This is a genomic window from Streptomyces sp. NPDC086549 (genome assembly GCF_044746205.1).
Lineage (GTDB): Bacteria > Actinomycetota > Actinomycetes > Streptomycetales > Streptomycetaceae > Streptomyces.
Window position 1 is genome coordinate 660,284 of sequence record NZ_JBIVBS010000002.1, and the last position, 12,491, is coordinate 672,774.

The window sequence follows — 12,491 nt, forward strand, 5'->3', positions numbered from 1 at the left end:
GCAGGTACGTTCTCGACCGTGCCCGCACCCGAGAAGACCGTCAAGCGATCCTTGCTGGTCACTTCCGCCTCCTTGCTGTCCCTTTCGCTCACCGCGCCCGCCGCCCTCGCGGCCCCTCACCCGTCGACGACCCCGTCGGCCACTCCCCCGGCGCACATGTCGACGGTCGGCGGCACCCGCCTCGGCCGGGCCGGCACCCAGGTCAACCTGAGCGGCGGCGTCCCCACGCTCCCCAAGGACCTCACCGCGCGCTCCTGGATCGTCTCCGACGCCGAGTCCGGCGAGGTGCTCGCCGCGCACAACGCGCACTGGCGGCTGCCCCCGGCGAGCACGCTGAAGATGCTGTTCGCCGACACGGTCCTGCCGAGGTTCCCGAAGTCGTCGAAGCACAAGGTGGTGCCGGCGGACATGGCGGGCATCGGCGCCGGTTCCAGCATGGTCGGGATAAAGGAGGGCGAGACCTACACGGTCCACGACCTGTGGCTCGGTGTCTTCCTCCGCTCCGGCAACGACGCCGTGCACGTGCTGTCCTCGATGAACGGCGGCGTCGAGCAGACCGTCAAGGACATGCGGGCGCACGCCGAGGAGCTGCAGGCCCTCGACACGCACGTGGTGAGCCCCGACGGCTACGACGCCGTGGGCCAGGTCTCCTCGGCGTACGACCTGAGCCTGTTCGCCCGTTCGGGACTGCAGAAGAAGGACTTCCGCGAGTACTGCTCGACCGTGCGGGCGAACTTCCCGGGTTCGACGACGAAGAAGAAGGGCAAGACGGTCCGCGAGTCCTTCGAGATCCGGAACACCAACCGGCTGCTGAGCGGCGACACCGACGTCCCCGTCTACCAGGGCATCGCCGGCGTGAAGAACGGCAACACCACCAACGCGGGCGCGACCTTCACCGGAGTCGCCGAGCGGGGCGGCAGGGTGCTGCTGGTCACCGTGATGAAGCCGGAGAAGAGCGAGCACAACGAGGTCTACAAGGAGACCGCCAGGCTCTTCGACTGGGGCTTCAAGGCGGCCGGCAAGGTGTCGCCGGTGGGTGAGCTGGTGGCGCCGAGGAGCGCGGCGCAGGCCAGCGCCCAGCCGGCCGCCTCCGCCTCCGCCTCCGCCTCCGCCGAGGCGGGCGGCGGGTCCTCGTCGAAGGCGGAGGCGAGCGCCTCGTCCGGGGGCGGTTCGAGGGGCGTCGGCATCGCCCTGGCGATCACCGGTGGGCTGCTGGCGCTGCTGGCGGGCGGGGTGTTCCTGGTCAACCGCCGGTGGCCGCTGCCGGATCTGGTGCGCCGTCGGTCGTCTCGTCGGTGAGCTCCGTCTCCTCGCTCTGCGTCGCCGTCCAGGCGGCGCAGAACAGGACCAGTTTCGAGGTGAAGTCGATCCACAGGAGCAGGGCCACGGGGACACCGAAGGCGCCGTACATGCTCTTCGTGGCGATGCCCTGGATGTAGCCGCTGAGCAGCAGCTTCAGCAGCTCGAAGCCGACCGCGCCGATCAGCGCGGCGACGATCAGACGGCGGCGCGGCGGCTCGACTCCGGGCAGCAGGGTGAGGACGTAGAGCAGGAGCAGGAAGTCCGCGAGCACGGCCACGGCGAACGCGGCTGTCCGCAGCAGGAAGCTGCCCCAGCTCGCCCGGTCGATGCCGAGCTGGTCGGTGATCCGGCCCACCAGGGCGGAGGCGACGGTGGAGATGACGAGGGTGGCCACGACCGCGCCGCCGAGGCCGACGAGGACGCCCGCGTCCTTGACCTTGCGCAGCAGCGGGTTCTCCTCGCTGTCGGGCAGCTCCCACACCGCGCGCAGGCAGTCGCGCATCTGACCGACCCAGCCGATGCCGGCGAGCAGCAGGACGGCACCGGCGATGGACCCGACGGTGCCGGCGTTCTGGACCAGGGAGTTGATGTCGAGCTGGTCCGAGATGCCGGGGACCTGGTCGGCGATCTTGTTCTGGAGATCCCGCTGCTGCGACTCGCTCAGGGTGGCGGCGGCGACCGCGGCCCCCACGGTCAGCAGCGGGAACAGGGCGATGAAGCTGATGAAGGTCATCGCGGCGGCCAGCCGTGTCCACTTCACCCGGTCCAGGCGCTCGTAGGACCGCCACGCGTGCGTGGCGGTCAGGAGCGTGATGAGCGGCCCGATGACGGGGAGCTTCTTCAGCCAGTCCATGACCCGACTCTGCCCTCACTGCGGAACACCAATGTGCGAGTACCCCAAAAGCGCAGGACAGTGGCGAGCGCCATGCCGATCCCGGCGCCGGAGACGGTGTCGGCGCGCTGCGAGGTGAGGTTGAGACCGTAGTGGCTGACGGCGAGACACAGGAGCTGGACGACGGCGCCCGCGATGTTCACGGCGACGAAGACGGCATACGGGCGCAGGCCCCTCGGCCGGGTGTTCCGGTACGTCCCGAGCGCGTTGCCGGCGTACGCGACCGTGCAGCCCGCGACGAAGGACAGGGTCTTGGCGGTGAGCGGACCGAGGGCGGCCGGTCCGCGCAGGTACGTGAAGAGGGCCAGGTCGGCGGCGTAGGCGAGCAGGCCGGCGACTGCGAAGCCCAGTACTTCGCGGTGGCGTGGCGCGCTTCGGGGGGCGCTCTGTGGCGCACTCACCAGTTCGCCACCGCCAGGGCGTACATCGCCAGCCAGACCATGCCGATGAGGGCCAGGGCCCGGTCGCGCAGGACCACCTCCTCGGGCTCACCCGCGGTGCCGCGGTCGGCGAAGACGGCGTACCTGAGGATCGCGAGGATGAACGCGACCATCGACAGCTGTCGCCAGGGCAGCACGCTCGCGTGCGGCACGCCGCCCGCCTCCAGGGCCCACATGCAGTAGGCGAGGACGGCGACACCGGCGGCGAGCTGCCAGACGAAGCGGAGGTAGCCGGTGGTGTACTCGGTGAGCAACGCGCGCGTGGCGCCCGCTTTTCCGGCCATCTGCAGGGCTTCGGAGTAGCGCTTGGCCGAAACCATGAACAGCGCCCCGAAGCCCGTGGTGATCAGGAACCAGCGGGACAGCGGGATGCCGAGCGCGACCCCGCCGATCACCGCCCGCATCAGGAAGCCCGTGGTGACGACGACGAGGTCGACGACCAGGACGTGCTTGAGGCTGACGCAGTACGCCAGTTGCACGCCGATGTAGGCCGTCAGGAGGGCCGCGACGACCGGTGAGGTCAGCAGGGCCGCGGCGGCCGGCGCGAGGACGGCCAGGGCGCCTCCGGTGGCGTACGCGACGGGCACGGGGACCTGTCCGGCGGCGACCGGGCGGTGGCACTTGGTGGGGTGGGCACGGTCGGCCTCGGCGTCGCGGGCGTCGTTGATCAGGTAGACGGCGGCGGCGCAGGCGGTGAACAGGACGAAGACGAGGGCGACCTGGACGACGGCGTGCCGGGAGAAGAGCTGTCCGGCGGCGGCCGGGGCGGCGACCACGAGGGTGTTCTTGATCCACTGCTTGGGGCGGGTGGTCCTCAGCAGGCCTCCCAGGAGGGTGCCCGTGCGCACGCGCGCGGGTGGCTCGCGGTGCGTGCGCTGTTCCAGGAGGGCTGCTTCCGCGGTGTGCGCGCCTTCGTGCAGGCCTTCGCGCACGCCGTTCGTGAGGGGCGCTGTCTCAGTCATGAGCGCCTCTGTTCATCCAGCCCGCTCCAAGTCGCGCCGTGAGCGCCCCCAGTGCCGCGCCGGCCACCACGTCCGAGGGGTAGTGGACGCCGACGACCAGGCGGGAGACGCACATGGCGGCGGCGAGCGGCGTGATCCCGTACGCCCCCAGCGTCCCGAAGGCGACGGCGGCGGCCATGGAGGAGGCCGCGTGGGAGCTCGGGAAGGAGTGCCTGCCCGCGGTGCGCACCAGGGGCTCGACGTGCGTCGGGCGTGCGCGGCGCACGAGCTGCTTCACGCTCGTGCCGGCCAGGTGCGCGCCCGCGACGAGCGCCGTGCCGCGCAGCCAGGAGCCGCGCCGCGCACTGTCCACGGCGGCTCCGACGAGGCCCGCCCCGAGCCACAGCGCGGCGTGCTCGCCGGCCAGGGACAGGCAGCGTGCGGCGGACGCGACGCGCGGATCGGTGCCGCAGGCGTGGAGTGCAGAAAGGATCCTGTGGTCCAGGTCGTCGAAGTCGTCCATGTGGACTCACTGTTCACGTCCACGCCCATAAAACTATGACAATATTAAGCGACATCCCATTAATCACCCATTTCGGGTAGCAGGTTATGTTTGGTAATCAATCGTCCACATAGGGGCGATACGGTCACCGACATGCCTGGAGACACGGTGTCCGTCACCGGATGGGGCCGCACCGCACCCACCACAGCCCGCCTGATCCACCCCCGGACGTACGAGGAGGCCACGGCCGCCGTCCGGAACTGCGGGGCCCGCGGGGGCATCGCGCGGGGGCTGGGGCGGGCGTACGGAGACGCGGCGCAGAACGCCGGCGGGTCCGTCATCGACATGACGGGGCTCGACCGCATCCACGCCATCGACGCCGACGGCGGCACCGTGCTGTGCGACGCGGGCGTGTCTCTGCACCGGCTGATGGAGGTGCTGCTGCCGCTCGGCTGGTTCGTGCCGGTGACCCCGGGCACCCGCCAGGTGACGGTCGGCGGGGCGATCGGCGCCGACATCCACGGCAAGAACCACCACGTCTCCGGCTCCTTCTCCCGCCATGTGCTGTCCCTGGAACTCCTCACCGCCGACGGCGGGATCCGCACGGTGGGCCGCGGCACGCCCCTGTTCGACGCCACCGCGGGCGGCATGGGCCTGACCGGGATGATCCTCACGGCCACGGTGCGACTGCTGCCGGTCGAGACCTCGTACCTGTCGGTCGACACCGAACGCGCCACGGATCTCGACGACCTGATGGCCCGTCTGACGGCCACCGACCACCGCTACCGCTACTCGGTCGCCTGGATCGACCTGCTGGCGCGCGGCGCGGCGACCGGCCGCGCGGTGCTGACCCGCGGCGACCACGCGCACCTGGAGGCGCTGCGCGAGGGCACGCGCGCGTGGCGGGACCCGCTGGCCTTCCGCCCGCGCCGGCTCCCGGCCGCCCCGTCCTTCGTCCCGGAGGGACTGCTCGGCAGCACCACCGTCGGATTGTTCAACGAACTCTGGTACCGAAGGGCGCCACGCGCGCGTACCGGTGAGCTGCAGGGGATCTCGGCCTTCTTCCACCCCCTGGACGCGGTGCCGCACTGGAACCGGATCTATGGGCGCGGCGGCTTCGTGCAGTACCAGTTCGTCGTCGGATACGGCCAGGAGGACGCCCTGCGCCGGATCGTGCGCCGCGTCTCGGAGCGCCGGTGCCCCTCCTTCCTGGCCGTCCTCAAGCGGTTCGGCGACGCCGACCCCGGATGGCTGTCCTTCCCCGTACCCGGCTGGACGCTCGCCCTCGACATCCCGGCCGCCCTGCCCGGCCTCGGCGCCCTCCTCGACGAACTCGACGAGGAGGTCGTCATGGCCGGCGGGCGTGTCTACCTCGCCAAGGACTCCCGGCTGCGGCCGGAGCTGCTCGCCGCCATGTACCCCCGGCTCGACGACTTCCGGGCCCTGCGCGCGGAGCTGGACCCGCGCGGGGTGTTCGTCTCCGATCTGGCCCGCCGCCTCGGGCTCTGACCTCCCGCACCCTCACCGCTCCAATCCCTCACACCCGCACCGCTCCAATCCCTCACACCCGCACCGCTCCAATCCCTCACACCCGCCCCAAGGAGCTGTCGTGAAGGACGCCTTCGGCATCCCCCAGTCCCTGCTCGTCCTCGGCGGCACGTCCGAGATCGCGCTGGCCACCGCGCGCCGGCTGATCGCCCGCCGCACCCGCACCGTGTGGCTGGCGGGCCGCCCGTCGCCCGCCCTGGAGAACGCGGCCGACAGCCTGCGCTCCCTGGGGGCGCACGTCCGCACCGTCGCCTTCGACGCGCTCGACCCCGAATCCCACGAGACCGTGCTCGGCAAGGTCTTCGCCGAGGGCGACATCGACATGGTGCTGCTCGCGTTCGGGATCCTCGGCGAACAGGCGCGCGACGAGCGGGAGCCGGTGAACGCGGTGCGCGTCGCCCAGACCAACTACACGGGTGCGGTGTCGGCGGGCCTGGTGAGCGCGCGGGCCCTCCAGTCCCAGGGGCACGGCTCCCTGGCGGTGCTGTCCTCGGTCGCGGGCGAACGCCCCCGCCGCTCGAACTTCATCTACGGTTCCAGCAAGGCCGGCCTGGACGCCTTCGCCCAGGGGCTCGGCGACGCGCTGTACGGCACCGGCGTCCACGTCATGGTGGTGCGCCCCGGCTTCGTACGCTCGAAGATGACGGCCGGTCTCGACGAGATGCCGCTGTCCACCACCCCGGAGGAGGTCGCCGCGGCCATCGAGCTGGGGCTGCGCCGCCGCTCGGAGACGGTGTGGGTGCCGGGAATGCTGCGGCTGGTGATGTCGGCCCTGCGGCACGTGCCGCGTGCGGTGTTCCGCCGGTTGCCGATCTAGCGCAGACGCGGCTACCGGCTACCGGCTACCGGCTACCGGCTACCGGCTACCGGCTGGCGATGGTCCCGCGCTCGATGTCCTCGATGTCCTCGATGTCCTCGATGCCCGCGTGCCCGGCCTGCGGCGGCACCACGGACCCGCCGAAGACGAACTCCCGGAGCTTGCGCCACACGCCGTCGGGGCCCTGTTCGTACAGCGCGAAGCCCGTGCACGGCCACTCGGCCTCGTAGTCGGCGAGTTCCCGGAAGGCACGGTCCATCGCCGCGTCGTCGATGCCGTGCGCCACCGTGACGTGCGGGTGGTACGGGAACTGCAGATCGCGCGCGAGGGGACCCGAGACGTCGCGGACCCGTGCCTGCAGCCGGGTGCAGGCCTCGGCGCCCTGGACGACCTGCACGAACACCACCGGCGACAGGGGCCGGAAGGTGCCGGTGCCGGACAGCCGCATCGGGAAGGGGCGGCCGGTCGCGGCGACCTCGGTCAGATGCGCCTCGACGGCCGGCAGGCCGGCGGCGTCGAGCTCGGTCGGCGGCAGCAGCGTGACGTGCGTGGGGATGCCGTGAGCCGCGAGGTCGCCGAAGCCCGCGCGCCGCTCCTGGAGCAGGCTGCCGTGAGGCTCCGGGACCGCGATCGACACGCCGATCGTTACGGTCCCCACGTCGTCTCCTGTCGTCGTGCCGGGTGCTCGTCGAGTGCGCGGTCGGACGGCAGTCGAGTGGCAGTCGGGTGTGTTGTCTGGTTCGTACTCAGCCGTCCGGCTATCGACTGTACGGCCACGGCTGTGCTGTGGGCAGGCGCAGCCGTAGTGATGTGCAGCGCTCTGCCCGTTGGTACGTGTGTGCGGTCGTACGCCTCAGTGCTTGGCAGGCAGGAAACCCACCCGGTCGTACGCCTGGGAGAGGGTCTCCGCGGCGACGGACCGTGCCTTCTCCGCGCCCTTGGCCAGGATCGAGTCGAGCGTCTCGGGGTCGTCCAGGTACTGCTGGGTGCGCTCCCGGAACGGCGTCACGAACTCGACCATGATCTCGGCGAGGTCGGTCTTGAGCGCACCGTAGCCCTTGCCTTCGTACTTCTCTTCCAGTTCGGCGATACCCGCACCGGTGAGCGTCGAATAGATCGTGAGCAGGTTGCTCACGCCGGGCTTGTTCTCCGCGTCGAAGCGGACCACGGTGTCCGTGTCGGTGACCGCGCTCTTGACCTTCTTCGCCGTCGCCTTCGGCTCGTCGAGGAGGTTGATGAGGCCCTTCGGCGTGGACGCCGACTTGCTCATCTTGATCGACGGGTCCTGGAGGTCGTAGATCTTCGCCGTCTCCTTGAGGATGTACGGCTTCGGAATGATGAAGGTCTGGCCGAAGCGGCCGTTGAAACGCTCGGCGAGGTCGCGGGTGAGCTCGACGTGCTGGCGCTGGTCCTCGCCGACCGGGACCTCGTTGGCCTGGTACAGCAGGATGTCGGCGACCTGCAGGACCGGGTAGGTGAACAGGCCGACGGAGGCGCGGTCGGCACCCTGTCTGGCGGCCTTGTCCTTGAACTGGGTCATGCGGGAGGCCTCGCCGAAGCCGGTGAGGCAGTTCATGACCCAGGCGAGCTGGGCGTGCTCGGGCACGTGGCTCTGGACGAAGAGCGTGCAGCGCTCCGGGTCGAGGCCGGCCGCGAGGAGCTGGGCGGCGGCGAGCCGGGTGTTGGCGCGCAGCTCCGCCGGGTCCTGCGGGACCGTGATCGCGTGCAGGTCGACGACCATGTAGAACGCGTCGTGGGACTCCTGCAGGGCCACCCACTGGCGGACGGCGCCGAGGTAGTTGCCGAGGTGGAACGAGCCGGCGGTGGGCTGGATTCCGGAGAGCACGCGAGCACGATCAGAGGCCATACTCATCATTCTCTCAGAGCGGGGCCGCCGCCCGGAACGGGTCCCGGGCAGCCCTGAGGGCTGCCCGGGGTGCCGGCGTGTGTCAGCCCAGGTCGATCTCGGGGTACAGCGGGAAGCCCGCCACCAGGTCCGTCGCCCTGCGGGAGATCTCGTCCGCGATCTTCTCGTCCAGGACGTGGGAGGCCTTGGAGGGGGCGCCCGACTTGGTGGTGCCGGGCTCGGCGGTGGTCAGGACGCGGTCGATCAGGCCCGCGACCTCGTCCATCTCCGCGGTGCCCAGGCCCCGGGTGGTCAGGGCGGGGGTGCCGATGCGGATGCCGGAGGTGTACCAGGCACCGTTGGGGTCGGCCGGGATGGCGTTGCGGTTGGTGACGATGCCGGATTCGAGGAGGGCGGCCTCGGCCTGGCGGCCGGTGAGGCCGTAGGAGCCGGCGACGTCGATCAGGTTGAGGTGGTTGTCGGTGCCACCGGTGACCAGCGTGGCGCCGCGCCGCATCAGGCCCTCGGCGAGGGCGCGGGAGTTGTCCACGATCCGCTGGGCGTAGTCCTGGAAGGACGGCTGACGTGCCTCGGCCAGGGCGACGGCCTTGGCGGCCATGACGTGCGGGAGCGGGCCGCCCAGGACCATCGGGCAGCCGCGGTCGACCTGGTCCTTGAGCGAGTCGTCGCACAGGACCATGCCGCCGCGCGGGCCGCGCAGCGACTTGTGGGTGGTCGTGGTCACGATCTGGGCGTGCGGGACCGGGTCGAAGTCGCCGGTGAGGACCTTGCCCGCGACCAGGCCCGCGAAGTGGGCCATGTCGACCATGAGCGTCGCGCCGACCTCGTCGGCGATCTCCCGCATGATCCGGAAGTTCACCAGGCGGGGGTACGCGGAGTAGCCGGCGACGATGATCAGCGGCTTGAAGTCACGGGCCGACGCGCGCAGGGCCTCGTAGTCGATCAGGCCGGTGGCGGGGTCGGTGCCGTAGGACCGCTGGTCGAACATTTTCCCGGAAATATTCGGGCGGAAGCCGTGGGTGAGGTGGCCGCCGGCGTCCAGGGACATCCCGAGCATGCGCTGGTTGCCGAAGGCCTGGCGCAGCTCGGCCCAGTCGGCCTCGGAGAGGTCGTTGACCTGGCGGACGCCGGCCTTCTCCAGGGCGGGCGCCTCGACACGCTGGGCGAGGACGGCCCAGAAGGCGACGAGGTTGGCGTCGATGCCGGAGTGCGGCTGGACGTAGGCGTGGCGGGCGCCGAACAGCTCCTTGGCGTGCTCGGCGGCGAGGGACTCGACGGTGTCGACATTGCGGCAGCCGGCGTAGAACCGGCGGCCGATGGTGCCCTCGGCGTACTTGTCGCTGAACCAGTTGCCCATGGCAAGCAGGGTGGCCGGGGAGGCGTAGTTCTCGGAGGCGATCAGCTTCAGCATCTCGCGCTGGTCGGCCACCTCCTGCCCGATGGCGTCGGCGACGCGCGGCTCGACGGCGCGGATCACGTCGAGGGCGGCTCGGAAGGCCGTCGACTCGGTGGAGAGAGGCGCAGGACTGGCGGAATTCTCGGGCATCGGGACCTCCGGACGTGGCATTCGGCGTACTCGGCTCGGCCCAGGCGCACGGCACTGTTTCCCGCTCGGGCCGCTCCCCGATGGTCCGTCCCATCCCAGCGCGCCAGTTACGGCCCGCTGGTCAGCCTACCGGGCGCGTCGGATTCGGCAGGTCCCACGTCCACCATGCGAGCGAGGATAAGAAGGGGGCGAAACCGACTCTCTGGCCCTCTGGAGATCCCGTGAACGCTACGGAGACGCTCATCGCCGCCGCCGACGCCCACAGTGCGCACAACTACCACCCGCTGCCGGTGGTCGTGGCCACCGCGGACGGCGCCTGGATGACGGATGTCGAGGGGAGGCGGTATCTCGATCTGCTGGCCGGGTATTCGGCGCTGAACTTCGGGCACGGCCATCCCCGGCTGGTGCAGGCGGCCAAGGCGCAGCTGGAGCGGGTGACGCTGACGTCCCGCGCGTTCCACCACGACCGGTTCGCCGCGTTCTGCACGGAGCTGGCCGAGCTGTGCGGCATGGAGATGGTGCTGCCGATGAACACCGGGGTGGAGGCGGTGGAGACGGCGGTGAAGACGGCCCGGAAGTGGGGGTACCGGGTGAAGAGGGTGCCCGCGGAGATGGCGAAGATCGTGGTCGCGGGCGGCAACTTCCACGGCCGTACGACGACCGTGATCAGCTTCTCCACGGACCCGGAGGCGCGGGCGGACTTCGGGCCGTACACGCCGGGCTTCGAGATCGTGCCGTACGGGGACCTGACCGCGATGCGGGACGCGCTCACCGAGAACACGGCCGCGGTGCTGCTGGAGCCGATCCAGGGCGAGTCGGGGGTGATCGTGCCGCCGGAGGGTTATCTGCCGGCGGTGCGGGAGCTGACGCGGGAGCGGAACGTCCTGTTCATCGCGGACGAGATCCAGTCGGGGCTGGGCCGGACCGGGCGGACCTTCGCCTGCGAGCACGAGGGCGTCGTGCCGGACATGTACGTGCTGGGGAAGGCACTGGGCGGCGGGATCGTGCCGGTGTCGGCGGTGGTGTCGAGCGCGGAGGTGCTGGGGGTGTTCCGGCCCGGTGAGCACGGGTCGACGTTCGGCGGGAATCCGCTGGCCTGTGCCGTGGCGCTGGAGGTGATCGCTCTGCTGCGGACGGGCGAGTACCAGGCGCGGTCCGCGGAGCTGGGCGCGCATCTGCACCGCGAGCTGGGCGCGCTGCTCGGCACCGGAAAGGTGACGCAGGTGCGGGGGCGCGGGCTGTGGGCCGGGGTCGACATCGCCCGGCGGACCGGGACGGGGCGGCAGGTGTCGGAGCAGCTCATGGACCGGGGCGTCCTGGTGAAGGACACCCACGGCTCGACGATCCGGATCGCCCCGCCGCTGGTGATCGGCAAGGAGGACCTGGACTGGGGCCTCGACCAGCTCCGTGGCGTGCTGGGTGTCTAGGGCCCGTCGCCCTGGATGATCACGTGGGGCAGGAAGCGGGCGTACTCGTCCGTGATCAGGCCCGAGGACTCGCGGATGCCCAGTCCGGCGGACTCGTCCTCGACGACCCAGGCGCCGAGGACGACGTGGTTGCGGTCGAAGACGGGGAGCGGGGCCAGCTGCTGGTAGCAGCAGGGCTCCTCCCGTACGACGGGCTCCGAGCCGGGCTCGTGGACGGTGACACCGGCGCCCTCCCGGCCCAGCAGGGGCTTGGCGACGTAGCCGGTGGTCGCCGCGAGCTCGCGCGGGCCGTCGAGGTAGGCGGGAAGGAGGTTGGGGTGGCCGGGGTGCAGCTCCCAGAGGATCGCCAGGAGGGCCTTGTTGCTCAGCAGCATCTTCCACGCGGGCTCGATCCACAGGGTGCTGCCGGTGCCGCCGCCGTTGTCGAGGGTGTCGAGGACGTGGCCGGCGAAGGCGTCGGTGGTGAGCCACTCCCACGGGTAGAGCTTGAAGCAGCTGCGGATGAAGTGGAGCCGGTTGTCGACGAAGCGTCCGGAGAGCGGGTCCCAGCCGATCTCCTCCATGGAGATCCAGTCGGTGTCCAGGCCGGCCTGCTCGGCGGTCTCCTTCAGATAGGCGACGGTCATCAGGTCCTCGCCCAGCTCGTCCTCGGAGGAGTGCGCGAAGTACAGGGGACTGCCGGGCGGGAGGAGCGCGGCCTGCTTCTTCCAGGCGGCGACGAGGCGTTCGTGCAGCGAGTTCCACTGGTCGGCGCCGGGGAAGCGGTCCTGCATCCAGAACCACTGGGGTGAGGCGGCCTCGACCAGCGAGGTGGGGGTGTCGGCGTTGTACTCCAGGAGCTTCGCCGGGCCGGTGCCGTCGTAACGGAGGTCGAAGCGGCCGTAGACGGAAGGGAGTTCGGCACGCCGCCGCCAGGCCTCGGCGACCGCCCGCGCGACGCGCGGGTCGGTGATGCCGAGGTCGGCGAAGCGGTGCTCCCTCACGATGTGTTCGGCCGCCGTCAGGCACATGCGGTGCAGTTCCTCGACGGTCTCCTCCAGCGCCTCGACCTCGTCGAGCGTGAAGGCGTAGTACGCGCTCTCGTCCCAGTAGGGGCGCAGGGAGCCGTCGGGGTGGCGGGTGAGCGGGTAGACCAGCCCCTGCTCCTCGACGGTCTGCTGCCAGCCGGGGCGGGGTTCGATCGTGCGGCGTTCCATCTCGCGTGCTTCG

12 protein-coding genes are annotated in these 12,491 nt (G+C 71.1%); 4 read left to right on the forward strand and 8 right to left on the reverse strand.

Features of this window, described 5'->3' with window-relative positions; translation table 11 throughout:
* Positions 1-18 precede the first annotated feature (18 nt).
* Positions 19-1,299: a D-alanyl-D-alanine carboxypeptidase family protein gene (locus ACIPSA_RS09700; RefSeq protein WP_402631060.1), complete on the forward strand. Its 1,281-nt coding sequence runs from the start codon at positions 19-21 to the stop codon at positions 1,297-1,299.
* Here ACIPSA_RS09700 and ACIPSA_RS09705 read toward each other — a convergent pair.
* From ACIPSA_RS09705 to ACIPSA_RS09720, 4 genes are read right to left on the reverse strand one after another with little or no spacing between them, the layout of a single operon-like run.
* Positions 1,244-2,155, reverse strand: coding sequence for a YihY/virulence factor BrkB family protein (locus ACIPSA_RS09705; protein WP_402631063.1), 912 nt, complete (start codon positions 2,153-2,155; stop codon positions 1,244-1,246). The two genes, ACIPSA_RS09700 and ACIPSA_RS09705, sit on opposite strands and share 56 nt — an antisense overlap.
* Positions 2,143-2,595, reverse strand: a complete 453-nt coding sequence (locus ACIPSA_RS09710) for a GtrA family protein (protein ID WP_402631065.1) — start codon at positions 2,593-2,595, stop codon at positions 2,143-2,145. Before ACIPSA_RS09710 ends, ACIPSA_RS09705 begins: the two co-directional genes overlap by 13 nt.
* Complete coding sequence (locus ACIPSA_RS09715; RefSeq protein WP_402631068.1) at positions 2,592-3,596, reverse strand: decaprenyl-phosphate phosphoribosyltransferase; 1,005 nt, start codon at positions 3,594-3,596, stop codon at positions 2,592-2,594. The genes ACIPSA_RS09710 and ACIPSA_RS09715 overlap by 4 nt, the downstream gene beginning before the upstream one ends.
* Positions 3,589-4,098, reverse strand: a complete 510-nt coding sequence (locus ACIPSA_RS09720; RefSeq protein WP_402631070.1) for a phosphatase PAP2 family protein — start codon at positions 4,096-4,098, stop codon at positions 3,589-3,591. Before ACIPSA_RS09720 ends, ACIPSA_RS09715 begins: the two co-directional genes overlap by 8 nt.
* Before the next feature lie 132 nt (positions 4,099-4,230).
* On the opposite strand from ACIPSA_RS09720, the gene ACIPSA_RS09725 reads away from it, so the two are divergent.
* On the forward strand, positions 4,231-5,586 hold the full coding sequence (locus ACIPSA_RS09725; protein ID WP_402631073.1) for an FAD-binding protein: 1,356 nt from the start codon (positions 4,231-4,233) through the stop codon (positions 5,584-5,586).
* Positions 5,587-5,686: 100 nt separating this feature from the next.
* The gene (locus ACIPSA_RS09730; protein ID WP_402631076.1) at positions 5,687-6,442 is read left to right on the forward strand and encodes a decaprenylphospho-beta-D-erythro-pentofuranosid-2-ulose 2-reductase; all 756 of its coding nucleotides are present in this window, start codon (positions 5,687-5,689) and stop codon (positions 6,440-6,442) included.
* A 46-nt stretch (positions 6,443-6,488) separates the two neighbouring features.
* On the opposite strand, the gene ACIPSA_RS09735 is transcribed toward ACIPSA_RS09730, so the two are convergent.
* From ACIPSA_RS09735 to ACIPSA_RS09745, 3 genes are all read right to left on the reverse strand, one after another.
* A complete protein-coding gene (locus ACIPSA_RS09735) occupies positions 6,489-7,100 on the reverse strand; it encodes a 2'-5' RNA ligase family protein (protein ID WP_402631079.1) in 612 nt (203 codons plus the stop codon).
* Positions 7,101-7,295: 195 nt separating this feature from the next.
* On the reverse strand, positions 7,296-8,309 hold the full coding sequence (trpS, locus tag ACIPSA_RS09740; RefSeq protein WP_402631081.1) for a tryptophan--tRNA ligase: 1,014 nt from the start codon (positions 8,307-8,309) through the stop codon (positions 7,296-7,298).
* 82 nt (positions 8,310-8,391) lie between these two features.
* Positions 8,392-9,855, reverse strand: a complete 1,464-nt coding sequence (locus tag ACIPSA_RS09745; RefSeq protein ID WP_402631084.1) for a glycine hydroxymethyltransferase — start codon at positions 9,853-9,855, stop codon at positions 8,392-8,394.
* A 221-nt stretch (positions 9,856-10,076) separates the two neighbouring features.
* Between ACIPSA_RS09745 and rocD the strand changes: the two genes are divergently transcribed.
* Positions 10,077-11,282, forward strand: a complete 1,206-nt coding sequence (rocD, locus tag ACIPSA_RS09750; protein WP_402631087.1) for an ornithine--oxo-acid transaminase — start codon at positions 10,077-10,079, stop codon at positions 11,280-11,282.
* On the opposite strand, the gene ACIPSA_RS09755 is transcribed toward rocD, so the two are convergent.
* Entirely contained in the window at positions 11,279-12,478 is a 1,200-nt protein-coding gene (locus ACIPSA_RS09755) for a glutathionylspermidine synthase family protein (RefSeq protein WP_402631090.1), read from the reverse strand. The two genes, rocD and ACIPSA_RS09755, sit on opposite strands and share 4 nt — an antisense overlap.
* Positions 12,479-12,491: the final 13 nt, after the last annotated feature.

What these genes read in the sequence shown, in the direction of transcription:
- ACIPSA_RS09705 (WP_402631063.1), bottom strand. Translation starts at nt 2,155, where the DNA reads ATGGACTGGCTGAAGAAGCTCCCCGTCATCGGGCCGCTCATCACGCTC.
- ACIPSA_RS09715 (WP_402631068.1), bottom strand. Translation starts at nt 3,596, where the DNA reads ATGACTGAGACAGCGCCCCTCACGAACGGCGTGCGCGAAGGCCTGCAC.
- ACIPSA_RS09720 (WP_402631070.1), bottom strand. Translation starts at nt 4,098, where the DNA reads ATGGACGACTTCGACGACCTGGACCACAGGATCCTTTCTGCACTCCAC.
- ACIPSA_RS09725 (WP_402631073.1), top strand. Translation starts at nt 4,231, where the DNA reads ATGCCTGGAGACACGGTGTCCGTCACCGGATGGGGCCGCACCGCACCC.
- trpS (WP_402631081.1), bottom strand. Translation starts at nt 8,309, where the DNA reads ATGGCCTCTGATCGTGCTCGCGTGCTCTCCGGAATCCAGCCCACCGCC.
- ACIPSA_RS09745 (WP_402631084.1), bottom strand. Translation starts at nt 9,855, where the DNA reads ATGCCCGAGAATTCCGCCAGTCCTGCGCCTCTCTCCACCGAGTCGACG.
- ACIPSA_RS09755 (WP_402631090.1), bottom strand. Translation starts at nt 12,478, where the DNA reads ATGGAACGCCGCACGATCGAACCCCGCCCCGGCTGGCAGCAGACCGTC.